We start from the raw sequence: 24768 nt of genomic DNA on the forward strand, positions 1-24768 counted from the left end.
GCGCAGTAACCTTAAATCTCAGGCATTAAAAAGGACGCCTAAGCGTCCTTTTTGTCTAACTCTACTAACTTAAAGATAAGCGAGAATTAGTGAGCGTGACCATGTTCTTCACCAGCGGCTGCAGCTTCGGCAGTCGGTGCGCCAGCTTTCTCGATAGAGTGCAGCGTGATTTCGAATATCAAGGTAGAGTTTGCTGGAATAGTACCTGTATCGCGCTCGCCATAGGCTAGGTTAGCCGGAATAACGAACTTGTACTTAGCGCCAACAGGCATTAGTTGTACACCTTCAGTCCAACCAGGGATAACACGATTTAGCGGGAACTTAGCTGGCTCACCACGGGCAATAGAGCTATCAAACTCAGTGCCATCGGTAAGAGTACCGACATAATCGACCTCAACAGTATCTTCAGCGCTAGGCTTCTCACCAGTACCTGGAGTCAAGACTTCATATTGAAGACCCGATTCAGTTGTGACTACGCCTTCTTTAACCTTGTTAGCTTCTAAGAATGCGCTGCTATCGGCTAAAGCTTTCTCAGCAAGGAGTGTCGCTTGAGCCTGACGCTTCTCGTTTAATTTTTCATCGAGACCCTGAAGGACAGTCTGCATCTCTTCTTCAGTCAGCTTAAGATCGTCATTAAGACCGCTACTGAAACCCGAAATGATCAGGTCACGATCCACTGGCATACCAAGCTCTTCTTGCTCTTTAATATGGCCAGACATGTATTTACCAATAGATGCACCAACACTGTAAGCTTCTTTCTGTGCTTCTGTTTTCAATTCAACATTGGCAGCAGCTTCAGTTGTTTTTTGCTCTTGATTACAAGCTGAAAGACCAATAACGGCCAAAGCAACCAGTGATAATTTATAAATAGATTTCATTAAAAAGCTTCCTCAGGATCTTCAAGTCGAGACAATAACCTTATCTTATAAGGCGATCCACTTTATACTAGTTAAATACGTTATTCCAATTACATTACTTATGTTTAATCATCGAATGTAAATGCAACTTCACTTGAGTTAGAGACAACAGTATTGGAGGCAAGTTCATGAAGAAATTCTTTTCGGTTGTTTTTTGCACTCTCATCATTTCAGCTTGCCAGCCCAATCCCATAGACACACAAGCATTAATCACAGAGCCTAGCTATGATGCCAGCCTGTCTGAGAATGGAAAATTAGTCCTGATCAGCACGGCCAATAGCGGCATACAAGTTTGGGATCTCGAGACTGGGCTGCAGAAATATACCTGGATACATAGCGAGTCCGATAACGATGCCTTCGATGTCGCCATTTCACCTAATCAAATCTTTGCAGCTTCCTTGAGCAGAGACTCCGTCGCCCTTTGGAGCATCTTAAATGGCTCATCCTTAGGATGGTGGTCATTGCCCTCTACCGGGCAAAGTGTGGCAGTATCGAACTCAGGCTCATTACTCATAGGTCTCACCGACGGCAGTGTCATGTCTCTGATGCCATCGGTTTCCACCAAAACACCTTCATTGATTAAGTTTCTTGGCCATTCAGAAAAAGTGAACAGCGTCGCCCTTTCTGCCGATGGGAAACTGGCTCTGACGGGATCGAATGATATGCAGGCCATATTGTGGCGCACCAACTCAGGTCAGCCCATTCATAGCTGGCAATTCGATAATCGAGTCATTAAGGTGGGCTTAAATGGAGCCGGTAGCCTGTCATTTATTGGTGACAGCACTAAAATAGCCAAGATTATGGACAATCTAACAGGCAAACAAATCAGCCAATTAAAAATCTCCCGTAGAAAAATGAACTTTTCGGCGGCGCGCTTTTCAAACCGTGATACATTGCTCCTGACAGGCACTCCAGCGAGAGAAGTTCGAATCTGGGACGTCAAAACAGGTCACTCCTTGGACAATTGGCAAGTTCAGCGTACCAAACATGCCCAAACCAAGGCTGCCGTTGTATACTCTATCGCTAACCTGGATTCAAACCAGATCCGTACCATCAGCAGCAATGGTCTAGTCGAAACTTGGCCAGTACCTGTCCATTAGAGGTAAAAATGGAACAAATAGAACAGAGAGTCGAAGATCTTGAGATGAAACTGGCATTTCAGGATGGCACCATTGAAGACCTCAATCAGCAAGTGATCAAGTTAAATGACCTGCTGTCTGATCAGCAGCAAGCAATACGACTCTTAGTCAGCAAGTTACAAACTGCAGAACCGAGTAACATAGCGAGTCAGTCAGATGAGAGCCCACCACCTCACTATTAAATAGGGTGGTAAACTTTTGCAAGATAGCTTTTGTAAAATAGATAGCGCTGTATATATTAGATATGGGTGCCAAAATATTGAAGGATCAAGATGTTAGCCATAGCTCAAATTGGTGAGTCCGTACTTAATAGACCAGCACAGAAGGTGATTGAATTTTCACCGGCATTAGCTAAGCTTGCCAATGAGATGCTAGAAACTATGCTGGAGGCCAAAGGTGTAGGCATAGCAGCGCCTCAAGTTAATCAAAGCCTATCACTGTTTATCATGGCTTCTAGGTCCAATGAGCGATATCCTGACGCCCCCTTTATCGAACCAAGCACAGTGGTTAACCCTAAAATCATTGCTTGCTCAGATGAGAAAGTCTCCGGTGAAGAGGGCTGTTTGTCCATCGCAGAACAAAGGTTCACCATCTTGAGACATGAATGGGTTGAAGTGAGTTTTCAAGATCTTAATGGCCTAGAGCATCATCAGACCTTAACCGGTTTTATTGCCCGCATTTTTCAACACGAATACGATCATCTTCAGGGTATCACCTTGATTGAAAGGAGTGCTATGCAAGCCAGTAATAGCCTCAGTGGGGCTGTACGATGAAAAGTACAATAAAGACCATCATGAAAAAGACGGTGAAACATTGGCTATTGCTCCCTCTGTTAACCCTCAGCCTGTCTGGTTGCGCATTTAACAGTATTTTCATCAACTACCCGTCGCAAATTGCACCGGTAAAAGCTCAACTTAATAGCAATGCTCCCATGAAAGAAGTCGAAGATGTGGCATCGAACATATCCGGAGCTGATGGCCTGCTCTATGCTCAAGAGGCTGGGCGGGTCGCTCAAATAAGTGGTGATTTCGAGGCGAGCAAAAATTACTATCAACAAGCCGTATCTGCCTATCTTAAGTTTGATGATAAAGCGACTCTGAGTGTCACCGACATTGGTGCCACCGCCAGCAGTCTTCTTATTAACGACAATGTGATCCCCTATCGCGGGCCAGGTTATGAACGGGTGATGTTGCACCAATATCAGGCTCTAAACTACCTGTTCAGTGGCGATCAAGAAGGCGCCTTAGTAGAAGTCAGACGCAGTAACCAACTGCAAAGTTCAGAACAGGCCAGGTATCAAAAATCTCAGAAATCCGTTCAAGCCATGGCCAACGGCACCATAGATGCGGAAGTGAATAAACTCGGCAAGGCCGCGGGCACAGTTACTAGCTCCTTCTTAAATGCCTACAGCTACTACACCACAGGCCTGTTACATGAAGTTTTAGGTGAACCCAACGATGCCTATATCGATTATCGTAAAGCTGCGCAAATAACACCGAATAATCCCTATCTGCAACAAGATCTTGTCCGTTTAGCGACACAACTATCTATGCCTCAACAGGACGAGTTTGAACGTCGCTGGGGGAAACCTAAGACCCAACAGAAAGGCGAAGGACAAGTCATCGTCCTGCTCGAACGTGGCTTTGTCCCTGAGAAGAAAAGTATAACGGTTCCCTTCACCATCCATGGAAACTGGCAGACCGCCTCATTAGCCACCTATACTTCAAATTCTCTAGCCGTTTCAAAAGGTAAGATAAACGGATTAGGAAAGACCTTAACCGCAGCCCCCATCGCCAACATAGACGCTCTGGCAATCACAGCCCTAAAGGAAGACCTCCCTGCCGCCTTAGTGAGGCAAGCAGCCAGAGTCTACGCCAAGTCTGAGATGGCCAGAAGTGTAGAGAGCAGCAGCAAGAAAAGACATAACGAAACCGACATTGCCTCCATCGCCATGCAGATATTTAACGTAGTGACAGAGCAAGCCGATAGACGCAGCTGGCTTACCTTGCCCAAACAGGCACAAATTGCCAGAACTTACCTTAAAAATGGCAGTTACTCACTCAAGCTTGATAATTCACCGAGCCAAGAAATAGAAGTAAAGAGCGGTAGAACCACCTTGGTCTGGGTAATAGACACTGGTAATCACACACGTTTTTATTCAATAATCATCTAATACACACTTAATGGAAGCCACTATGAAAAATTTTAAACTCCTTTTTATGCTAGCAGTCGCTATCGGACTGGCTGGTTGTCAATCAAAAGTTGAATACGGTGACGCCACTGAGGTGGAAACCGTCAATGAAAACTTCGGTTCTTCAGATCTTCAAGCTATCACGGCTAAGATGGTCGACAGCATGCTAACTTTCCCGCCGATCGTTGCAATGACAGTCAACGACCGTCCCATCATGTTCGTCGATAAAATCAAGAACAAGACCTCAGAGCATATCGATACTGAATCGGTAACTGACTCTATCAGCAACAAGCTACTACGTTCTGGTAAGTTCCGCTTTATCGATATGACAAAAGTCGACGCAGTGCGTAAGCAGCTAGATTACCAAAACAATGCCGGTATGGTTGACCCATCCACCGCCATTAGCTTCGGTCGTCAAATCGGCGCTCAGTACATGCTTTACGGCAATCTTTCTAGCATAGTTAAGCAGTCTGGTAGCACTAAAGATGTTTACTACAAGATGACCATGCGTCTGATGGATCTAGAAACGGGCCTCATCGAGTGGTCTGACGAAAAAGAGATCCGTAAGGTTAAGTCTAAGTCATTCCTGGGAATGTAATTTAGCGTAAACTGCTAACTAGCAGAATAATAAGAATGCCAGTCTAGATGACTGGCATTTTTTATAGGGCCAATTGACTAAGCGTTTTTTTATTATCGTACTCGGCAAAGAAATCGGTTAGTGTTGCCACTCATAACTCAATTGCCGGAAACCAAGCTGTGAATCTACTGCGTGTCTGTCAGCTCTGCCTTGTCTCACTACTGCTCATCTCATGTAACAGCACCAATACCAGCCAGTCTAAGTTAAAAGATAGTACTTCAGTCAACTCTCCAGCCGCTAAGCTAGCCTTAGCCAAGTCTCGTAGCGCCTGCATCTCTGAAGTCAGTTATCAAATAACATTGGATTTAGCTCAGAGTAAGCACTTCACTGGTACCACTCAGGTTAACTTTCAACTATCCGATACCAGTACCGCGCTCTCCTTAGACCTGCTCCAAGCCGACATAAAATCATTTATCATTAATGGTCACAAAATATACCCCAGATATAACGATAAGACCTTTATTATGAGTCCGGGCCTCTTGGTGCCAGGCGGTAACACTGTGGAAATCACTTACTCACAGAATTATGGTAAGAATGGCATGGGCTTAGTCCGTTTCGTGGATCCAAAAGATGCTAACGTCTACCTTGAATCGAACTTTCCCCCCTATGCTGCCAGCATGATGTTCCCCTCGTTCGATCAACCCGATCTTAAAGCCAGCTATAGCCTAAATGTCACAGTGCCAAAAGGCTGGGTAGTCATCAGCTCAGTCAAAGAGCAAGAAGTCATAGGTTCATTGGAATCAAATCAGTGGCAATTTCCCAGCAGCCCTAAATTAAGCCCCCATATGTTTTCCCTCCACGCCGGGCCCTATCGCACTTGGGAAGACGATACTGCTAAATCAGATCACCCAATTCGATTATTTGCCAGGCAAGCTATCGCAGACGAGATATCCCCACAGCTTTGGTTTGAAGATATGGGTAAAGGGATGCATTTCATGGAGGAGTATTTAAACACGTCTTATCCGTTCAACAAGTTTGATCTGCTTCTTAGCCCGACTTTAACCGATAACAATTCGATAGCTAGCGCTTCGGTAGTCAGCATAGATGAGAATCAGGCTCTCTTTTCAGGCCTGTCCCCGAAAGAGCAAAAAAAACGCATCGCAATAACCAGTATGACTGGCCTGTCCACCCAATGGTTTGGCGCGCTCATTACCATGAACTGGTGGAACGAAAGCTGGCTCAATATGAGTTTACGTTCTCTGTTAACCAATAAAACCTTGTCTCAGCTTGGCCATGGCTATCAAGAGTCTAATCACTACTATGACCCAATAAAATCCAGGGCATATATGGATGATGCTCTATTCGCCAATCATACAGATTCGTCGGCATTAGATTCTGTGGGAGTCCATAAAGGAGAAGCGAGTTTACTTGGGCTGGAACAGTTAATCGGTGAGTCAAATTTTAGACTCGGCCTAAAACGCTATCTGGAAGAATTTGCCTACCGAAACGTCAGTGCAGCCGGGTTTTTCACTAGCCTGAGTCCCCATGCCAAACGAGACCTGACTCAATGGCAGCGAGACTGGCTCTTCACTCCGGGTGTGAATACCATAAGGGCTGAGTTCGCTTGTGAGAATAACCGTATAAGTGAGTTTTCCCTTATACAATCTCCAGCCAGCGAGCAAAGCCCTACTCTGAGAGAACAGAAAATAACACTGGCACTGTTTACCAAGGGAAGAAACGAGCTTCACAGAGTCCGCTCAATTTCAGTTACCTACAAGGGCGAGAAAACGCCAATCGAGAAATTGAACGGCAATCGCTGTCCCGATCTCGTCTATCCTAACTATCTCGATTCAGGCTACGTGAAAGTAAGCTTGGATAGCCGCTCACTCGAGACGGTAACACAACACCTCAATATGGTCACAGAGCCTCAGTTACGCTCTATGTTATGGCAGAGCCTGTGGGAAAGCGTATCTGACGGTAAACTAGCATTAAATAAATATCTAGGTGTGGTCTTCATTAATCTTCCAAAAGAGAAAGATCCAGCCATTCTGGAACAAGTACTGACCCAGCTCAATCAGAGTAAAGCCCTCCTTGAGCAGATACTGCCAAATCACAGTAGTTACGTTCACATGGCACTGAAAGGCTTAGAGCAAATGAGCCTGAGAAAGGCCATGGTCAATGGTGAGAGCGCCGATATTCAACGCCTTTGGTTTAATGCACATGTTCAATTTTCACGCAGCCAAGATGCCTTGACCCACCTAGCTAAATTACTGGCAGGTCACTCTAGTATCAAGGGACTAGAGATAAACCAAGAGATGCGCTGGCACATCATCACCCAGCTCAATCGTTATGACTTTTTAGGCAGCCGCTCTCTGATAGACCAAGAGCTAAGTAACGATCTGAGTCAGCGCGGCCAAAATGCCGCCATTACAGCCCAGGTCTCCAGACCCGAAGCCGGAATAAAACGCTATTGGCTGACTCATATTCAACATGACAGCGAGCTGCCATTTTCGACACTCAGTATCGCCATGACCCATCTGTACCCAAAAGAGCAACAAAGATTGAGCTCTGCCAGCTCAGAGCAGAGACTAGAATCTCTGACTGAGATAGACGACCAAAAAAGTGACCGTTTTATGCAGATTTATGGCCAATACTTGATCCCAACTCAATGTAACCATGGAGGTATCGCCATGCTCAAAAAGACGATAAATAATCAGCATGGACTCTCGGCGACGACTCAAAAAGCCCTGTTACAAGCCTATCAGAGCGAGTTAAGGTGTGTCGCCATTAAGGAGAGCCTGCTGCACTAATGAAACAAGAATAGCTTGGTCGGGACGAGTTTGGTTTATATGATTAATTTTTAGTAGGAAGCACTAACGCTTGATATTAGGAACGAACAAAAAAACATTAACTATCTGATGAGTAATAACATTTATTCATGGCATAGAGATTGCTATTCCAATACATATATAATGATTAACAATCAGAATTGCAAAGCAAGCATAGAGGGAATTAGAAATATGGGACCATTTGAAGTCATCACAGTTGCCATCATTGCCGTATTCGGTGTGAAGGCCTTTAAAGAATATAACAATAAAAAAATCAGTGTCGATACCAGTGAAGTTGATGCGCTTAAGTCAGAACTCGTCAAACTACAGGAGCGCGTAGCCACACTCGAAACCATAGTCACTGACAAGTCATATCAACTCGGTGAGCAGATAAACAAGCTATAGCTTCCCAGAGCTTAAAACAAAAAACCAGTGCATAGGGATATGCACTGGTTTCATATACTCGGCCTAAATACTTAACCTTTATTAAACGAAAAGCTCTTTAATATTAGCCAGATCGCTTTTACCTTCGAGAATTTCATCGGGTGATAACCCAGAGACTTCATGGGGAAACACTAACCACTCTTCTGACTCATGAATAAAGTAATCAGGCTTTAAAGGCACAGATGTATTCTTAGGCTTGAAATAAGGACACGCAATACGCACATCTTTTGGCATATTAAGGCGCATCAACTCACTGAGTTTATCTTTGAGTGCATGAATGCTGCGACCCGAATCGAACACATCATCGACAATCAACAGACCATCATCGGCATTGGCATTTTCGACGATATAATGCAGTCCATGAACCTTAATTTTTTTGTTCTGCTTGTCGGTGCCGATCCCATAATAAGAAGAAGTACGAACCGCAATATGATCGGTTTCAACCTCTTTAAAATCGAAATATTCCTGCACCGCGATCCCTATAGGTGCACCACCACGCCAGATCCCAACGATAAATTGCGGACGAAAACCGCTCTCATAAACCTGCGCCGCTAGGCGAAATGAATCTTCAAGCAATTCCTGAGCTGTAATAAAGTGCTTATCTGACATTCGACCATCCCCATCTTGTTATTTAATTAGGTCAACTTGGTAGGCGAAACGAGCACTCCAAAGACGGAATGCGCGCTATTTTATTCCTGCGAAATAATCACAGGTTAAAGTGTAGGCACCAACCAGATTTTGGGGCGGAATTTTATACTAAAACGAGATTCGATGCCTCATATAAAATAAAAACTTAGACTCTAATCGCTATTTATTTTATTTATCGCCTCAAAGTAATGACTAATTTAAGGGATTAAATCTGGGATTTGAAAGCAAATTACTATCGAAAAAGAACTATTAAAAAAGTGCTATCAAAAAAGAGCTACAAAAAAATGAGCCACATCTTACTAAATGTGGCTCATGGTTTACTGCCAAGCTCTGGCTTTAGCATTACACTCGCTAGTTAATCACGACTTAATCGCTAACTGGCACTCACCACCTGCGCCGTCCCCATCTCACAGACACAAGTCTGTTGCTTACTCATATCTTCACTGAAGTCTTCAGAGAGTATGGTATCGACATAATGCCAGTCACTGCGAACTTCATCTGCTGTGAAGGTGAGTAGCATAAAGCCCCTGTCTCTTAAGTTGGTATACTTAAGGCCCTCCACCATCTCCAAGATCCCCGCTTCAGTTTGCACCTGCTGATCTTCCGGGATCCCCAGATAATACTCGAGACCAGGAGAGGATACAGAGCTGGTAGCAAACTCCACGCCTACACAGTCACCATGACTGTCCATAAGCTCATTAGCCCAGGCATTATGAGTATCCCCGGCTAGTACCACTAAGTTACAACCAATAGATTTCGCCGTGGCCAATACCACCTCACGCTCATAGGCATAGCCATCCCAGGCATCTAAGTTATAGGGCACTGCAGGCATCTGCAGCAAAGCTATAGCCTCTGGGGTTAACCTGTGCTGGTTCTCGATAAGAAAAGTATATTCAAATGCCGTAACCGTCGGATCTTTCGCCTCCCAACGGGCGGCTATTTTCGCGAGCGCCGCCAACTCACCAAACTCTGACACGCTCAGTTTTTGCATGGCAATGGCTGCCGGAAGCATCATGCTGCCCATCAAAACCTGCTGACCCAAAACTTGCCACTTGCCTGTCGCTGTCAGCAAGCTAGATTGTAACCATTGCAGCTGCTCGGTGCCCAGCAAGGTTCGCTCTGTCCCCGTCACTGCGGCCATAAAATTCTGACTATCCATAGATTTGGTCACAGGATCAATAAAGTCGACATAGTTTAAGGGTTTATCACGGGCTAAGACCCGTGTGTCTAGCATATGCAGGTCGACCAGATCGCCGAAACTAAAGGAGCGGTAAATCTCCTCATGATTGCCTTCACGCCAAGGGCGAATGGGCAACCACTCGAAATAAGCCTGCAGCGCTCCCTGTTTTCTCTCATCGAAATCACCGTCTTCCTCGTTGTGATTCTCGGCGCCATTCTGCCAGGTATCATTAGCGACTTCGTGGTCGTCCCATACCGTAATAAAGGGCACCTTGGCATGTAATTCAGTCAGTTTTGAGTCAGTTCGATATTGCGCATAGCGAGTACGATAATCGGTTAAGGTGAGTAGCTCCCCTGCCGGGAGAACCTCGCGATCCATTTCAGCAGCGTGCTCGCTGGCATATTCACCGCGAGCATATTCATAGATATAGTCCCCTAGGTGAATAACCGCATCCAGCCCCTCTTGCTGAGCCGCTAATGCGTATACATTAAAATGTCCTGCCGGAAAATTCGCACAAGAGAGCACGGCTAACTTAACTTGATCTATGGCCCCTTGAGGTAAGGTGAGTGCCCTGCCCACTTCTGAAACAGCTTCCCCTTGCTTAAAACGGTAGAAATATTGAGTCCCGGCGTCCAGCCCAGTTGCATCTACTTTAATGGTGTAATCTCGCTCGGCACTGGTGGTGGTTTCACCATTGGTGACTAAATTAGTGAACTCCGTATCCGTAGCAAGCTCCCAAGCAACCATGAGTTCCCCTTCTACTTCAGGGGTCACACGAGTCCACAAGATGATGGCATCATGGCTAGGATCACCACTAGCAACACCATGTAAAAATTCAGCCTTAACAGCATCATCATTGCTGTCGTTACTATCACTACAGCCCATCAAGCCATATGACACAACTGCCGCGCCCACACCTTTAGTCGACATTTCCAAAAAATCCCGACGTGTAAATCTCCGTTTCATTATTATTATCCTTATAATGCACAAGTGGTAAGAGGTCTAACAAGTATTGTGCAACACCACTATTACATTCGTGCTACACATTGTCTAATGTGGGGGAAACGTGCACAAAAAAAGATAATTAAGCTATATTACTCAGGGTGTTAAATGGGACAAAACGATCGGCCCCTAGTCACTATCGCAATCAGACATAAGGATAAGTGGATGAAAGTACAAGACATCATGACAATTTCAGTGGTATGTATCAGCGATCAGGCCAGTTTAAAAGATGCTCACGCTCTTATGACAAATAGAAATGTCAGGCACCTTCCTGTTATCTCTGAGCAAGACTCAAGTTTGGTCGGCATTCTTACCCATAAGAAGATGGTTGCAACCGTGATGGCATTAGTCAATAAATACGGCAGTGGAGCATTAGACAGACGTGAGCGGGCACAAACCGTTGAAAGTATCATGGACAAGAATTATCAACATCTCACCGCCGATGAGCCTTTACCCATAGTAGTAGAATACTTTATCGACAATAAACTCGGCTGCCTACCCGTCATCAATGCTCAAGGCAAAGTTGAAGGCATAGTCACCTCTTCTGACTTTGTGAAGCTGTGTGCCAAGCTGCTTAAGCTATCGGTAAGTTAACCCTAGAACGGCTTTAGTTTCGCACCGAAATGGCTTAACTTGGCAATAATCAGGCAAAGAGCACACTAGGTAAAAAGCGGACTAAATAACGGAGCAGTTAAGACCATGGCAATACCGGTAAAAATCATGGTAAGGCTGGCGATAACGCCTTCCTCTTCCCCTATCTCAGAGGCTTTGGCCGCGCCGACACCGTGAGCCGATGCACCGAGCGCGGCGCCCTTACCCAGAGATGTGCTAATTTTTGCCAACCTAAAAATAGGCTCACAAATTATCATGCCTAATACCCCAGTGAGCAAAACCAACATGGCCGTCAGCTCAGGCACACCACCAAAGCTCGATGTTGCTTCCATGGCAAAAGGCGTAGAAACGAAACGGACTAGCACACTTTGAGCGAGCTCCGGTGGCAGAGAGACTAGCTTAGACAGGCTCCAGGACGAGATTAAGCCTAAGAGGAGCCCGAAGATCACACCAATAGAAAGCGTGAGTGGGTATTTAGCAATTAAGTGCCGCTCACGATAGATAGGCACAGCGAAGGCGATGACCGCAGGCGTCAACATCAAGGTCAACAGATGACTGAAGTGAAAATAGCTAGGTAAGGGAATATCCAACAACAGGACCAGAGAGATAATCCCTAGAGGTGCCAGCATGATGGGCGACAACCACCAGAATTTGAGTTTTCCATAAGCATATTTTGCCCCCGAGTAACACGCTAGTGTCATCACTAAACTAAAAATGCCGACCAAAGCCAGGCCTGTATCTTCGAACATAGACATCATTTAACCTTCCATACTCGGTGCCAACGAGGCCTGGGCTCGCTGGCGATTCATTCTACGCTCGAAACGAAAAACACGATCGACCACGAACCCTGTTCCCACCAGCACAAATACCGTTCCCAGTACTAACATCACGATCAGTCGAGCACCGTAATGCTCAAATAAACTTTGATACTTAATCACTGAGACAACCGGAGGGATAAAAAACAGCAGCAGTTCGCCGATCAGCCAGGCCGAGCCTAAGCTAACGCCACGTTCGGGGATCGTTTTAGTCAACAGGAGTAACAGGACTATGGCGAGACCTATGACGCTCCCGGGAATAGGTAAGTTAAAGTATTGCTCGGCTTGCACGCAGATAATCGCTAGCAAACTAAACAGGCTCACCTGTGCCAAGGTCTGTAGCATCACTCTCAACTTGCCATTGCTCTTTGTCCCTAAGGAAACCTTAGCGCTACTCTCGCTAGTGAAGCTGGGATCGGTATCACTCTCATTGGAGGCACATGAAGCAGGCATAGGTTGGATAAACTCATTCAATAACTGAAGTGCAAGTTTACGCTTGCACTATAGATAAAAAAAATGAATATTAATTATAGAATACATTCCAATAGGTTATACAAATGGATCTACGTGTTATTGGTTATCTGATTGAGATAGTCGACTCCGGCGGCTTTGCTAAAGCCTCCGAGAGAGTCCACATCACCCAACCTGCACTATCGAAAGCGATTCAACAACTTGAACATGAACTGGATGTCATTTTACTCGAGCGCGGTAAGCGAGGCACTCGCGTCAAGCTCACCCCCGCCGGTGAGCTGGTCTACCGTCATGGACAAACCTTACTGGCTAACAAGCAATCATTAATCAATGAACTCGCTGCCCAGCGTGGGCTAACCTCGGGTCAGTTAAAACTCGGTCTTGCTCCATTGGGCAGCGCCGAGCTCTTCGCACCGGTTATCGCAAAGTACCGAGATACTTACCCTAAAATCGAGATGGAGCTATTAGTCCGTGGCTCAGTAGAACAAAAAGAAGCCTTGATTAAGGGAGAGATAGAGCTAGCTACAGGCATCATAGCCCGAAATAAGCAGTTTGAAGGCATCCTAGTACGTGATGAGCCTATGGTCGTCGTCTTGCCTAAACATCATGTATTAGCCAATGAGCAGTCATTGAGACTGGAACAAATCTCCCTCGAGCCACAAATCATGTTCGAACCAGGTTTTTCCCTCCATAGCATGGTCTTAGACAGCTGTAAGCAAGCGGGTTTTACGCCGAAAAATATCACTCGAATAAGTCAGGCAGAATTTGGCATCGCCCTAGTCGCTGCCGGAACTGGCAATATGTTACTGCCTAAGATGATCGCCGAGCGTCACAGGGTCGCTGGCGTCGTCTCGGTGCCACTTGTCGGCTCAGACTTGAGGTGGAACATGTCGCTATTTTGGCGAAAGGAGCAAGCCCTCTCTTTTGCAGCGAAAGCCATGATTGAGATGATAAAACAAACAAGCCCCGTTTAAACGGGGCTTGTTTTGGCAAAGATACAGCTTATACCCTTTGGCATTATGTTCCGGGGCAGACAATCTCACTGACACTATTGATGAGGATATTTTCTACGGGAACACTGTTACTGGTATCGACAATATCAATCTGATCGACGATTTCAATTCCATCAATCACCTTACCGAATACCGCATAACCAACACCATCGGAGGCGTGTTCTTGATCCAAATTAGCATTGTCTATTGTATTAATATAAAACTGTGAAGTGGCCGAATTGGGAGCTGTGGTTCTCGCCATGGCTATAGTGCCGCGCAAATTACTTATCCCGACATTCGCTTCATTCTCGATTGGATCTCGTGTCTCTTTTTGAACCAAATCTGGTGTAAACCCACCACCTTGCACAACAAACTGACGCACTACACGATGAAATATCAAGCCATCATAGAAACCAGTATCCACATACTGTTTAAAATTCTCGCCCGTGATAGGGGTATTGCTGGCATCGATAGCTAAGGTAATATCCCCCATGCTAGTACTCATAGAATAACAATAATCTTGTGCTAACTCAGGGGCTGGAGCCGGAGGTGGTGTTGGCGGTGTCGTCGAACCAGAGTCATCTGAACCACCACAGGCGGTTAACACGGAAGCCAACACTAAACTTGAGGCTATACTTACTGCAAATTTTTTCATCTATATCCCTATTTTCTTATCGGCTCATTAGCATTTTTATTAGTAGGCCGGTCAATGACTACGTTAAGACAGGTTAAACCCTACAAACATTTAACCTGTCACACAATAGAAGATACAAACTAAAACATTTAGGCAACCTTGGCTAAGTTTTAAGTTTTAGTTTTTGTACCCCAGACATAAGAAGCAAGGCCAGTGCACCGGCAAACACACCGAACACTGTATTTAACAGGCTTGGAGTGATAAATGATAATACAGACCCGATAACACTTACCTGCTCTACCCAATGTGCTGCAGTTTGAATCTGGACACTCATCCAATGCAAGCCATGGGTCAGAATCCCGCCTCCCACCATAAACATGGCTATGGTGCCGACTATGGTCAGGCCGCGCATTAAATAGGGAGCGGCGTTAACCAATTTTGTGCCAAGCCAACGTCCGAAGCGAGTCAACAGACTAGCGCCTTTTCTCTGGCTCATATACAAGCCGACATCATCCATCTTGACAATGCCAGCAACTAGGCCGTAAACCCCGATAGTCATCACCAGAGCAATCACAGAAAGCGTCACCACTTGAGTAAGAAAGCTGCTTTCCGCCACCACCCCTAAGGTGATGGCGATAATCTCGGCAGAGAGTACGAAGTCGGTACGAATGGCACCTTTCACCTTCTTGGCTTCGTATTCTCTGAGATCGTCAATTTCCGGCAGGTCATCCATTTCATCAGCGAGTTTCCCTCCGCCTTGAGCTAAAGTGGCGGCTTTCTTCTTTCGTTTCTCATAGGTGTGATGCAACTTCTCGAAGCCTTCGTAACAGAGAAAAAGTCCACCAAACATCAGCAAGGGCGTCACCGCCCAAGGGATAAAGGCACTAATAAGTAATGCTGCAGGCACCAAAATACACTTGTTACGAAACGAGCCCATGGCCACAGCCCAGACTACCGGTAGCTCCCTATCAGCACTGACTCCAGAGACTTGCTGGGCATTCAATGCCAGATCATCTCCAAGCACTCCTGCCGTCTTCTTGGCAGCAACTTTACTCATCAGAGCCACATCATCCAAGATGGCGGCAATATCATCCAATAACGTTAGCAGGCTAGCTCCAGCCATAAATTTTCCTTCCCTTTCCTTAATGCTGCAAACCCATTGCAACTCTCATACATGCTTAAGCAGCCAAATACTTAAGCCAAACTTAAATTCCAAGGGGTAAAGTTACTCTGTGGCCGTGACTTTTACCACCATCAAGAGATTAACTTGCTTTAATTTTTGCGTGAATTAAAACAGAAGCAAAGCCTAGGTTCTAGAAACTAGTCCCTAGAGCCTTCTTCCTGATTTACAACTGATAACACTATAGTTTCGATAAAGTGCGGGTATAATGACCTCAGAATTTTAAAAACTCCTTACAGGAAACGACCATGACACAAGATGAGATGAAGAAAGCCGCAGGTTGGGCCGCTCTGGAATATGTTGAAAAAGATAGCATCGTTGGTGTAGGTACAGGTTCTACCGTTAATCACTTTATCGATGCGCTAGCTACCATGAAAGCCGAGATAGAAGGGGCAGTTTCTAGCTCTGAAGCATCAACCGAGAAGATGAAGGCGCTGGGTATTCCGGTCTACGATCTCAACTCTGTGAATGAGCTTTCTGTCTATGTCGATGGTGCCGATGAAATCAACGAACGCATGGACATGATCAAGGGTGGCGGCGCCGCGCTGACCCGTGAGAAGATTGTCTCAGCCGTTGCCGACAAGTTTATCTGTATCGTAGATAATACCAAGCAGGTCGATATCTTAGGTGAGTTCCCACTGCCCGTCGAAGTGATCCCTATGGCTCGCTCATACGTAGCACGCCAACTGGTCAAGCTAGGCGGCGATCCCGTTTACCGTGAAGGTTGTCTCACCGATAACGGCAACATCATCTTAGATGTCTACAACATGAAGATCATGAAGCCGAAAGAGCTTGAAGAACAGATCAATCAAATTGTCGGCGTAGTGACTAACGGTTTGTTCGCAAAGCGCGGAGCAGATGTGTTGTTAGTGGGTACACCAGAAGGGGTTAAAACGGTTAAGTAGACCGTTTTTTTGCTCTTTTTGCTGGTAGCTCGTAGCTCGTAGCTCGTAGCTCGTAGCTCGTAGCTCGTAGCTCGTAGCTCGTAGCTCGGCAGCATCATAGCCACTCTTTTAATGGGTGGCTTTTTTGTGTCTTCATTTTGGATAGTACTGTTTGTTATTTGGTAGATCGTTGGTAGATAGTTGAAGGTCGTACCTTCATTGTTATCTATCACCTGCGGTGAGCTTTTATGCAGCTACTTCTGCGAGACGCTGCAAGTCCATCCATGGAAGCTCTGCCAAATCATCCCTGATTTGGAAGCTCGCAGCCGCATCTGCACTAGGTTATTCAAAAGAAGATTAACCTTATCCGCTACGACCCCTTTGTTATTTGTCAATTTACTCGACATAACAGATTCTTGCATATTAAAAAATAGCCATTTAAATGAAAACTAATTGTTAACTTTTAATAAATGAGTACCACTACTAAGTAGATTATGATTATAAATTGTTTTTAAAATATAGTATTCGCGAAATGGTTTTAACGTAAAATCAAGGGTTGGCTATTATAAGGTTACCCTTCATACAGGGGGAATAATACCGTCCATTTGAAATTTTATAAGGTTAATTATTTAACTTGAGAAAAAAATGTATTGTAGTCTTCCAAGTGCCAGTTTTTCATGATTTTTCCATCATGAATTTCATATATATCAGCTGCGGGGAAATCAATAATTTGACCTTTACCTTGAATATCACCCATTTTCCCATTGAAATTACCTTTAAAACGGTAGCGGACTGTCGCATAGTCACCAGTAATTAATAAATGTTCAACTTCTACATGCAAATTAGGAATAACCTTACGAAAACTTCTAGAAGCTTCTAATACACCTTCAATACCAGCTTTACGACCTTCTGGTGGAGTCATATCCTTAAAGTCTTTAAATAAAGCTTCTCGAGCATACTTTTCTTCTCCTGTATTCCAGAAATTAGCATAGTTCATCGCAGCTTCTTTAATTTCCATTGAATGTGCTGATTGGTCAGCGCTTACAAAAATATTTGGATCTAGAACATTTGCTATAGTTGTGTAACTAATTATTGATAGTGAAGTAATTACTACCAATTTAACTAGATTTTTCATGTATTATTTCTCATTTTTTGTATTTAACTAATCATCTGTTTTAATATTTAATGATGTACTAATTAATAAGTGCGCCACCATCGACATCAACGATAGATCTCGTCATAAAGGTATTGTTGATAACTAGTGAGTACGCCATGGAAATATCACTGTTATTCCCCACTTTACCAACTGGCAATGTACTTTAGCCTGTTCGTAAAAGCTGCCCGAACAGTACTAGCCATACCTTGATAGGCCGCTTTTTGCGTTAAGGCTGGGCTAATGCCGTTAACCCTAATGGGTACTAATTTTTTTGCCAGCACTTTGATATCAAGGCTGTTTTTGCATCAGTTATATTCGACAACTTTACCTGATGGTGCGTATGAACCTACTGTGATTATTAAATGGTCAAATGCACCGATAGATCCAAAATACTGATAGACCGATTGCTAGTTACTAACATCTAACCCTGTTTGGCGATAGGCCACATGTACAATATTATTTTCACTAACAAGTTGGTTGACCATTTCATCACCGATGCCTAATGTTCTGCCAATAATGACATAAATAGCTTTATCTTTACTCATGATGATTACTTCTCTTAGATAGGTTGATGGAGTCAGTATATGCATTTGAATCATTTTAATAATTGAGTAAAATTCGAATTCAATATTCAGTTCATCCGAATAATAGGAGCGTGGATGGAGACAGTAAATAGTTCCCCCCATTGCTAGTCAATAACATACCGAGTTTATAGGTGACTCCCAATGCTCTACTTGGCGATAAAACTAATCGAATGGGTCTATACATTATTCGAAGATAATAAAGTACTGGAAGTAGGTATTTAGAGGCGATAATTATGAAATTAAATTGCAGGTTTTGACTCGACTTACTAATAAGCTAGCTTTAACAGGTGGAGTGATTTATACGCTTAGTCAGCTTGAAAATACTGACAGTTTTGAGAAAAGTGTCGTCGTTTACCCAAATGTTCACAGTAACTCGTCAGCTCTTGTAATGTTCCCACAAAAAGACAGAGAAAAAGACAGAAAAAGACGAAAAGACAGGATAGCCATATCTTTTCTTGATGAATAGTAGAAAGTCGCCCCTTCAATGTTATCTATCGCATTTACGGCGAGGAATGCGCACTCTATATATTTGAGAAGGTTCTGTGGCACGCCAGTTCTTGATTTTATAAGGGTTACCCCTTAAGCATCCCCTCATAATAACCAGAGGCAGCAAGGCTTCCAGAGTATAATAAGCCAAATCACTCTATGTTCTAAAATTTATAACATGATAAATAAAGCCCTTATTCATAATCACATCGATGAACTCTTTGGCCATGACATGCATGCTAAAAGGGTCACCTCACTTGCTAATGCCGCTCACGGAGTGATTGAAAAGGGGTCACTCGCTATTCATGCCATTGGCGCTGGCTTAGCCCAAGCCAATAAACTTAAGCGTAAGTCTGCTATTAAACAAGTAGACCGATTACTCAGTAATACAAAGTTAAACGTCTGGCAATTACTGGACTCCTGGGGGCCTTATATTATCGGTGCACGCAAAGAGATAGTGGTCTCTCTCGATTGGACTGAATTTGATTCAGACGACCATTCAACCATCGTACTGAGTATGCAAACAACCCATGGACGTAACACGCCACTGCTATGGAAAACCCATCGTAAACATGCTTTAAAAGGTAATAGAAACAACCATGAAGATGAGTTGTTGGTTAAGTTAAGGTCGATCGTTGCAGAGGATGTTAAAGTGACAATTGTTGCTGATAGAGGCTTTAGTGATACGGCACTATTTAACTTCATTGAACATGAGCTGGGTTTTGACTTCATCATTAGAATTAAGGCTAATATCAAAGTCACCGATGCGGTAGGAGAGCTGTTTCCAGTAAAGGACTGGCTATTACCCAGCGGCATAACAAGAACCCTTAAGGACGTTCAAATAACGGGTAATAAGCAAGCAGTCGCTCGGGTCATTTGCACCAAGAAAAAAGGCATGAAAGAAGCTTGGTATTTAGCATCAAGTCGACGTGACCTAGTGAGTAGCAAGATGTTGACTTTATATGGGAAACGTTGGGGGATAGAGACGACTTTTCGTGACATTAAAGACTATCGTTTTGGCATGGGGATGAGTGCCACCTACACGCGTTCCCCGGTACGTAGAGACCGGTTGTTTTTGCTAAGCGCCTTGGCGATAGGCTTGCTGACGCTACTAGGAAAAGCGGGCGAGGATGCTGACTTGGAAAAGACAATAAAGGCAAATACCAGTAAAACTCGCTCATACTCTCTGTTTCGCCAAGGTTGTATTTACTATGAACTGTTACCCACGATGCGAGAAGAGTGGGCAGAACCTCTAATGGATAATTTTTATCGTTACCTTAAAAACCAGCCTATTTACCGTTCAATTTTCGGGATTATTTAAAATTGAAAAATGAGGGGATCTCTAAGGGGTTACCCTATAGCCTCGGCCGTGATATCTGATGTGAATGGATTCACATCAGTGAAACCGCAGAGCGGCCAGGGATGGCTTCACAGCGTCCCACAGAAGTGGCTACATATGAGCCTACTGCAAGCAATAAACAACTGTGAACTTATGGGCCTAAACACAGTTAACAAACTCTAATTAAAGTTTGACGCTAATACCACAAAGGATAAAGGCAGTGTATCCCTACACGGCCCCCTACCTACATGGGTTCTATCTGCTCTACCATTAACTGCACCGTCTGATTACCTCTAAACTCATTCACATCGAGTTTATAGACCACCTGAGCATGCTCTATGGTGGCATCGGGCCAGGTTTTAAGGTCGATATTAAAAGCGATGGCATCTAGCATGGTTTGCCCACATTCGGTTTCCAGCACCAACTTAAGGTGTTTCTCACCCACTATGCGCTGCTGGATGACCTTGAAGTGCCCGTCGAACAAGGGCTCAGGAAACTCTTGGCCCCAGGGGCCAGCGTTTCTAAGCTCACTGGCCATCGCTAAGTTCATATCTGAGGCGGACAAATCACCATCAGTGACAAACTCACCAGTCAGCTGTTCAGGCTTTAGTAACTCGCGCACACCTTGATCGAATGCCTTCTCGAAGGCCTCGAAGTCTTTGCCTCTCAAAGAGAGTCCTGCTGCCATGGCGTGACCACCAAACTTGAGGATCATCCCAGGGTAACGGCTATTAATCAGCTCTAAAAGGTCTCGCATATGCAAACCCTTTATCGAGCGCGCCGAGCCTTTTATTTCACCCTCTCCCGCATCGGCAAAGGCGATAACGGGTCTGTGATATCTGTCTTTGATTCTAGAAGCCAAAATACCGATAACCCCCTGATGCCAATCCTCCTGAAAAAGGGCGATCCCCCAAGGTAGGCTTGCTTCATTGAGTTCCACGGACTCCAGACTCTTTAGTGCTTCTTGCTGCATATCGGCTTCGAGATCCCGGCGCTCGGCATTTAAGCCATCAAGCTCAGCAGCCATTCGTCTGGCACTCATCATGTCATCACAAAGCAAGGTCTCGACCCCAAGGGCCATCTCATCGAGACGCCCCGCGGCGTTGAGTCTGGGCCCCACGGCAAAGCCGAAATCCGATGCCACAATTTTAGCCGGGTTACGCTTAGCGACTTCTAATAAAGCTGTGATCCCTGCGCGGCAACGACCCGCCCTCACCCTCTGTAATCCCGCTTCCACTAAGATTCGGTTATTACCGTCGAGGGCCACCACGTCGGCCACAGTGCCTAAGGCAACGATATCGAGAAGGTGACCTAAATTCGGTTCGCTAATGCCTTGTTCTTGATACCAGTTACGTTGTCTAAGCTCCGCTCTTAGGGCTGACATCAGATAGAAAGCCACCCCGACACCGGCGATAGATTTACTGGCGAAGGTACAATCCACTTGATTGGGGTTCACTATGGCGTCGGCATCGGGAATCGTCTTACCTGGCAAGTGGTGATCGGTTATCACCACTTGCATACCCAGCGCCTTAGCTGCGGCGACGCCTTCGATGGAGGAGATACCATTATCAACGGTGATCAACAGCTCTGCCCCCTTACTATGGGCGACGGCCACGATCTCCGGACTCAGGCCATAACCGAAATCGAAGCGATTAGGGATAAGGTAATCTATCTTGCTGGCACCCATCATCTTCAACGCCAGCATGCACACACAGGTCGAGGTTGCGCCATCGGCATCGAAGTCACCCATGATTAAAATAGTGCGATTGTCTCTGATCCCATCGGCGATAATCTTAGAGGCTATGTCCAAACCTTTCATGGTATTGGGGCGCAGTAAACGTGACAGAGTCAAATCGCAATCCTCTGCACTCGTGCCGCGGCTTGCATAGATCTGCTTTAACAGAGGAGAGAAAGAATCTGGCAGATGAGTGTCATCAACCTTGGAACGTCGCACTATCTTATGGATCACGTATTACTGCCTTATAGCTAGGTTGAACACAGAGAGATCAAACGACGGCTAGCATATCAAACCGCAGCCCGTATAACACTAGATTAGGCATACAAGGGGAGCATATTTCAAATATGCCAGACATAAAAAAGCCAGCGATATCGCTGGCCTTAGGCTTCGCAGAAGTGAATCTAGTTAATCGCTTCTAATGCACGGAGCAATTCTTTAGGCTGCTGATAGCCTGGGATCATGCTGCCATCTTCTAAGATGATAGCCGGAGTACCATTGATACCGAAACTCTGACCTAGATTATACTGCTCGGCAATTTTCGCGTCACACTGCTTATGCTTAACGATCTTACCCGCCTTAGCTTCAGTCATCGCCTTAAGTGGATCGGCTGCACACCAAACCGCTTCCATCTCATCGGCGTTAGCCGAAGGTACGCCACGACGCGGGAATGCCAAATAACGTATGGTGATGCCTAAGTCGTTATACTCAGCCATCTGGTTATGCAGTTTGCGACAATAACCACAGCTAATGTCGGTGAAAACCGTAACCACATGCTTCTCGTTCTTAGCCTTATACACCAACATATGGTCTTCAAGGGGCTTCATCATTTCTATACGAGGTCCTGCCATAGCAGCTTCTGTCAGATTCTTCATACCATTATCGAGATCGTACAGGCTGCCATGAAACAGTTTAGAGCCATCTTTAGAGATATATAGCACGCCACGATCCGTCAGGGCTTCGTACAAACCAGGGATCGGCGACTGACTCAAAGAGTGGACCTCGACACTTAATGTGTCACTCAACTTCTGCTTTAGCTTGGCGCTATTGGCAATTGTGTCACTTGTAGTATTCGATGTAGCCATAGCGAAAGGTGCTACTAACACGGCTATTACCAAAGAAAATATGCGAGTAAACTTCATTATATATCCTGTTCTTTGCATTGGTCTGGTGCGGTTATTTACAATTACAGTTCAATAGACCCTGTTTAGGCCAGAAAAGTTACAGTTTCAACGCGATTAAAGCAAATAATAACTGTAACTAAATCACTGCCAGTAGAGCTAATTATAAATTACCTCACAGTTAAGCAGCTTCGAATGAAGCTTGTTTGCATTTTTTGATGGTTCATTTGGGTATCAATCCTTCTTCCCCGTCGTTCCGGCAGATCTTTTTAGCCGGAATCCAATGGCGATTGTTAACCTTCAAATGAAGGTCGATGACATTTGGTTGGTTTCATTTGACGGTGTTGACGTTAACTATCGAACCTGAAAATTTAACCTTCAATCTAACCTAACGCTTCCCAGCGAGGGTTATGTAGGTACTTCTTCGGGACGCTACAAGGTCGTCCCTGACAGCTTAACGAAAACATCCCTGTTTTCGATACCCTCAGCTGTATCTACACTGGGTTATTTATCTCTTCGGTTGGGGTTTTAAGTTTTATGGTTTGTATACAATGCCCTTCTGCCAACTAAAACTAAACTCTGATCCCCGTTAAAATCATGAAACAGAAGCCTTTTCTCATCAATTTAACTCAAATCGAACAGACAGCTTTTGATTTTGAGATTACAAGTGTAGATGCGGCTGTAGCCGTTGATGGCAGGGACGCCATCGTCGAGCTTACAGGGACGTACTTGCAGCCTGCTACAGAAGTATCTGCACATCCCTCGCCGGCAGGCGTTAGATAACAAAACCATTTCGGCATATGGTAAATTGCCAAATACCAAAGTAAGCCAAATGAAACCAATCTAAGAAGATACTTCAAACTTGCTATCAGACAAGCCAACCTTTAGCTAGGGGGCTTAGGGCTACCCCCTAGGGTGATGCTCTGTGTGTAACTGACTAAGCCTAGCTTTCGCCACATGGGTGTAAATCTGTGTGGTCGACAGATCGCTGTGTCCCAGTAGCAACTGCACCACGCGTAAATCGGCGCCATGGTTAAGTAGGTGTGTCGCAAACGCATGCCTTAGAGTATGGGGCGAAATGTGTGTCGCGATTCCGGCTCTAAGCGCATAGAGTTTTATTCTATGCCAGAAGGTCTGCCTGGTCATCATCTGGCCACGTTTAGAGGGAAATAACACATCACTGAGCTTACCTTTTAGCAATTCTGCTCTGGCTCCCTGAAGATAGTGTTCAACTTCGTTGACTGCAAGCTCTCCCAGGGGCACTAGTCTCTCCTTGCCCCCTTTCCCCACGACCCTCACCAGACCCTGCCTGAGACTGAGTTGCTCCATAGTCAGACTCACTAGCTCAGTGACACGCAGCCCAGTAGCATAAAGAAGCTCCAACATGGCCCTGTCACGGCATTCGATGGGATCTTGTACTTCTGGTTCATTCAGCAACATATCGACATCGGCCTCGCTGAGTGAATCTGGCAGTTTACGTGCTAACTTAGGCGACTTTATCTGGGCAATAGGATCTACTTCAATCAGCTTTTTAAGCAACAAGAAACCATAAAAACGCCTCAGGCTACTCATCAAACGAGCACTACTGGTACGAGCGAAACCTTTATCGAATCTCACATCCAGATAATCACGGATCGATTCTTGAGATACCTGAACTAACTCGGCCCCCGATGTCTGAATATAACGATCGAAATGACGCAAATCGGTTCGATAGGCAGAAAGCGTATTATCACTCAGCCCGCGGCTCGACCACAGGTCATCCAGGAATGAATCGATAAGCGGGTCGGGTTGATATTTTTTAGATTCAGCAGGCTCAGCCAAGCTAATCACTCC

The 24768-nt window shown here is 45.1% G+C and carries 23 protein-coding genes and 1 pseudogene; 11 read left to right on the forward strand and 13 right to left on the reverse strand.

The genetic code is table 11. The annotated features are described in order from the left end of the window. Positions 1-86 precede the first annotated feature (86 nt). Positions 87-878, reverse strand: coding sequence for an FKBP-type peptidyl-prolyl cis-trans isomerase (gene fkpA, locus sps_RS12800; RefSeq protein WP_077752888.1), 792 nt, complete (start codon positions 876-878; stop codon positions 87-89). Positions 879-1045: 167 nt separating this feature from the next. On the opposite strand from fkpA, the gene sps_RS12805 reads away from it, so the two are divergent. The 7 genes from sps_RS12805 to sps_RS12835 all read left to right on the forward strand — a co-directional run bounded on the left by sps_RS12805 (position 1046) and on the right by sps_RS12835 (position 8057). Then, the gene (locus tag sps_RS12805) at positions 1046-2017 is read left to right on the forward strand and encodes a WD40 repeat domain-containing protein (protein ID WP_077752889.1); all 972 of its coding nucleotides are present in this window, start codon (positions 1046-1048) and stop codon (positions 2015-2017) included. Between the two features lie 8 nt (positions 2018-2025). Further along, positions 2026-2238: a SlyX family protein gene (locus sps_RS12810; RefSeq protein WP_077752890.1), complete on the forward strand. Its 213-nt coding sequence runs from the start codon at positions 2026-2028 to the stop codon at positions 2236-2238. A 90-nt stretch (positions 2239-2328) separates the two neighbouring features. Then, the gene (def, locus tag sps_RS12815) at positions 2329-2829 is read left to right on the forward strand and encodes a peptide deformylase (RefSeq protein WP_077752891.1); all 501 of its coding nucleotides are present in this window, start codon (positions 2329-2331) and stop codon (positions 2827-2829) included. Beyond that, a complete protein-coding gene (locus sps_RS12820; protein ID WP_077752892.1) occupies positions 2826-4229 on the forward strand; it encodes a COG3014 family protein in 1404 nt (467 codons plus the stop codon). Before def ends, sps_RS12820 begins: the two co-directional genes overlap by 4 nt. Before the next feature lie 22 nt (positions 4230-4251). Further along, positions 4252-4845, forward strand: coding sequence for a penicillin-binding protein activator LpoB (gene lpoB, locus sps_RS12825; RefSeq protein WP_149027270.1), 594 nt, complete (start codon positions 4252-4254; stop codon positions 4843-4845). 158 nt (positions 4846-5003) lie between these two features. Next, positions 5004-7634, forward strand: a complete 2631-nt coding sequence (pepN, locus tag sps_RS12830) for an aminopeptidase N (protein ID WP_237158069.1) — start codon at positions 5004-5006, stop codon at positions 7632-7634. A gap of 210 nt (positions 7635-7844) precedes the next feature. Then, positions 7845-8057, forward strand: coding sequence for a hypothetical protein (locus sps_RS12835; RefSeq protein WP_077752895.1), 213 nt, complete (start codon positions 7845-7847; stop codon positions 8055-8057). A gap of 81 nt (positions 8058-8138) precedes the next feature. Here the strand turns inward: sps_RS12835 and sps_RS12840 are convergent, their stop codons facing one another. Continuing rightward, positions 8139-8705, reverse strand: coding sequence for a phosphoribosyltransferase (locus sps_RS12840; protein WP_077752896.1), 567 nt, complete (start codon positions 8703-8705; stop codon positions 8139-8141). A gap of 412 nt (positions 8706-9117) precedes the next feature. Continuing rightward, complete coding sequence (locus sps_RS12845) at positions 9118-10890, reverse strand: alkaline phosphatase D family protein (RefSeq protein WP_077752897.1); 1773 nt, start codon at positions 10888-10890, stop codon at positions 9118-9120. Positions 10891-11091: 201 nt separating this feature from the next. On the opposite strand from sps_RS12845, the gene sps_RS12850 reads away from it, so the two are divergent. Continuing rightward, on the forward strand, positions 11092-11520 hold the full coding sequence (locus tag sps_RS12850; protein WP_077752898.1) for a CBS domain-containing protein: 429 nt from the start codon (positions 11092-11094) through the stop codon (positions 11518-11520). Between the two features lie 65 nt (positions 11521-11585). On the opposite strand, the gene sps_RS12855 is transcribed toward sps_RS12850, so the two are convergent. Together sps_RS12855 and sps_RS12860 are read right to left on the reverse strand one after the other, a co-directional pair. Next, positions 11586-12293: an LrgB family protein gene (locus sps_RS12855; RefSeq protein ID WP_077755670.1), complete on the reverse strand. Its 708-nt coding sequence runs from the start codon at positions 12291-12293 to the stop codon at positions 11586-11588. A 3-nt stretch (positions 12294-12296) separates the two neighbouring features. Further along, positions 12297-12698, reverse strand: coding sequence for a CidA/LrgA family protein (locus tag sps_RS12860; protein ID WP_077755671.1), 402 nt, complete (start codon positions 12696-12698; stop codon positions 12297-12299). Between the two features lie 212 nt (positions 12699-12910). Between sps_RS12860 and sps_RS12865 the strand changes: the two genes are divergently transcribed. Next, positions 12911-13798, forward strand: coding sequence for a LysR family transcriptional regulator (locus sps_RS12865; protein WP_077752899.1), 888 nt, complete (start codon positions 12911-12913; stop codon positions 13796-13798). A gap of 43 nt (positions 13799-13841) precedes the next feature. Here the strand turns inward: sps_RS12865 and sps_RS12870 are convergent, their stop codons facing one another. Together sps_RS12870 and sps_RS12875 are read right to left on the reverse strand one after the other, a co-directional pair. Next, positions 13842-14471, reverse strand: a complete 630-nt coding sequence (locus sps_RS12870) for a peptidylprolyl isomerase (RefSeq protein WP_077752900.1) — start codon at positions 14469-14471, stop codon at positions 13842-13844. 142 nt (positions 14472-14613) lie between these two features. Continuing rightward, positions 14614-15573, reverse strand: coding sequence for a DUF808 domain-containing protein (locus tag sps_RS12875; RefSeq protein WP_077752901.1), 960 nt, complete (start codon positions 15571-15573; stop codon positions 14614-14616). 305 nt (positions 15574-15878) lie between these two features. Between sps_RS12875 and rpiA the strand changes: the two genes are divergently transcribed. After that, entirely contained in the window at positions 15879-16535 is a 657-nt protein-coding gene (gene rpiA, locus sps_RS12880) for a ribose-5-phosphate isomerase RpiA (protein WP_077752902.1), read from the forward strand. Positions 16536-17139: 604 nt separating this feature from the next. Here the strand turns inward: rpiA and sps_RS12885 are convergent. The 3 genes and pseudogenes from sps_RS12885 to sps_RS28820 form a co-directional block, all read right to left on the reverse strand. Then, a complete protein-coding gene (locus tag sps_RS12885; protein ID WP_077752903.1) occupies positions 17140-17649 on the reverse strand; it encodes an ester cyclase in 510 nt (169 codons plus the stop codon). A gap of 428 nt (positions 17650-18077) precedes the next feature. Then, a complete protein-coding gene (locus tag sps_RS28705; RefSeq protein ID WP_218919644.1) occupies positions 18078-18215 on the reverse strand; it encodes a hypothetical protein in 138 nt (45 codons plus the stop codon). 344 nt (positions 18216-18559) lie between these two features. Next, positions 18560-18652, reverse strand: a pseudogene (locus tag sps_RS28820) (transposase); the annotation flags it as partial. Between the two features lie 266 nt (positions 18653-18918). On the opposite strand from sps_RS28820, the gene sps_RS12900 reads away from it, so the two are divergent. Next, positions 18919-20061 (forward strand): IS4 family transposase, encoded by a 1143-nt coding sequence (locus tag sps_RS12900; protein WP_077751384.1) that lies wholly within the window; start codon positions 18919-18921, stop codon positions 20059-20061. A gap of 262 nt (positions 20062-20323) precedes the next feature. On the opposite strand, the gene recJ is transcribed toward sps_RS12900, so the two are convergent. The 3 genes from recJ to xerD all read right to left on the reverse strand — a co-directional run bounded on the left by recJ (position 20324) and on the right by xerD (position 24756). Then, a complete protein-coding gene (gene recJ / locus sps_RS12905; protein ID WP_077752904.1) occupies positions 20324-22048 on the reverse strand; it encodes a single-stranded-DNA-specific exonuclease RecJ in 1725 nt (574 codons plus the stop codon). Positions 22049-22218: 170 nt separating this feature from the next. Further along, positions 22219-22956: a bifunctional protein-disulfide isomerase/oxidoreductase DsbC gene (gene dsbC / locus sps_RS12910; RefSeq protein ID WP_077752905.1), complete on the reverse strand. Its 738-nt coding sequence runs from the start codon at positions 22954-22956 to the stop codon at positions 22219-22221. Between the two features lie 882 nt (positions 22957-23838). After that, entirely contained in the window at positions 23839-24756 is a 918-nt protein-coding gene (xerD, locus tag sps_RS12920) for a site-specific tyrosine recombinase XerD (protein ID WP_077752907.1), read from the reverse strand. Positions 24757-24768 lie beyond the last annotated feature (12 nt).

Source organism: Shewanella psychrophila (genome assembly GCF_002005305.1).
Classification (GTDB): domain Bacteria; phylum Pseudomonadota; class Gammaproteobacteria; order Enterobacterales; family Shewanellaceae; genus Shewanella; species Shewanella psychrophila.

Bases quoted from the DNA above. Each gene is read 5' to 3' on its own strand.
- fkpA (WP_077752888.1), bottom strand. From the start codon at position 878: ATGAAATCTATTTATAAATTATCACTGGTTGCTTTGGCCGTTATTGGT.
- sps_RS12805 (WP_077752889.1), top strand. From the start codon at position 1,046: ATGAAGAAATTCTTTTCGGTTGTTTTTTGCACTCTCATCATTTCAGCT.
- sps_RS12810 (WP_077752890.1), top strand. From the start codon at position 2,026: ATGGAACAAATAGAACAGAGAGTCGAAGATCTTGAGATGAAACTGGCA.
- def (WP_077752891.1), top strand. From the start codon at position 2,329: ATGTTAGCCATAGCTCAAATTGGTGAGTCCGTACTTAATAGACCAGCA.
- sps_RS12820 (WP_077752892.1), top strand. From the start codon at position 2,826: ATGAAAAGTACAATAAAGACCATCATGAAAAAGACGGTGAAACATTGG.
- lpoB (WP_149027270.1), top strand. From the start codon at position 4,252: ATGAAAAATTTTAAACTCCTTTTTATGCTAGCAGTCGCTATCGGACTG.
- sps_RS12835 (WP_077752895.1), top strand. From the start codon at position 7,845: ATGGGACCATTTGAAGTCATCACAGTTGCCATCATTGCCGTATTCGGT.
- sps_RS12840 (WP_077752896.1), bottom strand. From the start codon at position 8,705: ATGTCAGATAAGCACTTTATTACAGCTCAGGAATTGCTTGAAGATTCA.
- sps_RS12845 (WP_077752897.1), bottom strand. From the start codon at position 10,890: ATGAAACGGAGATTTACACGTCGGGATTTTTTGGAAATGTCGACTAAA.
- sps_RS12850 (WP_077752898.1), top strand. From the start codon at position 11,092: ATGAAAGTACAAGACATCATGACAATTTCAGTGGTATGTATCAGCGAT.
- sps_RS12855 (WP_077755670.1), bottom strand. From the start codon at position 12,293: ATGTCTATGTTCGAAGATACAGGCCTGGCTTTGGTCGGCATTTTTAGT.
- sps_RS12860 (WP_077755671.1), bottom strand. From the start codon at position 12,698: ATGCTACAGACCTTGGCACAGGTGAGCCTGTTTAGTTTGCTAGCGATT.
- sps_RS12865 (WP_077752899.1), top strand. From the start codon at position 12,911: ATGGATCTACGTGTTATTGGTTATCTGATTGAGATAGTCGACTCCGGC.
- sps_RS12870 (WP_077752900.1), bottom strand. From the start codon at position 14,471: ATGAAAAAATTTGCAGTAAGTATAGCCTCAAGTTTAGTGTTGGCTTCC.
- sps_RS12875 (WP_077752901.1), bottom strand. From the start codon at position 15,573: ATGGCTGGAGCTAGCCTGCTAACGTTATTGGATGATATTGCCGCCATC.
- rpiA (WP_077752902.1), top strand. From the start codon at position 15,879: ATGACACAAGATGAGATGAAGAAAGCCGCAGGTTGGGCCGCTCTGGAA.
- sps_RS12885 (WP_077752903.1), bottom strand. From the start codon at position 17,649: ATGAAAAATCTAGTTAAATTGGTAGTAATTACTTCACTATCAATAATT.
- sps_RS28705 (WP_218919644.1), bottom strand. From the start codon at position 18,215: ATGAGTAAAGATAAAGCTATTTATGTCATTATTGGCAGAACATTAGGC.
- sps_RS12900 (WP_077751384.1), top strand. From the start codon at position 18,919: ATGATAAATAAAGCCCTTATTCATAATCACATCGATGAACTCTTTGGC.
- dsbC (WP_077752905.1), bottom strand. From the start codon at position 22,956: ATGAAGTTTACTCGCATATTTTCTTTGGTAATAGCCGTGTTAGTAGCA.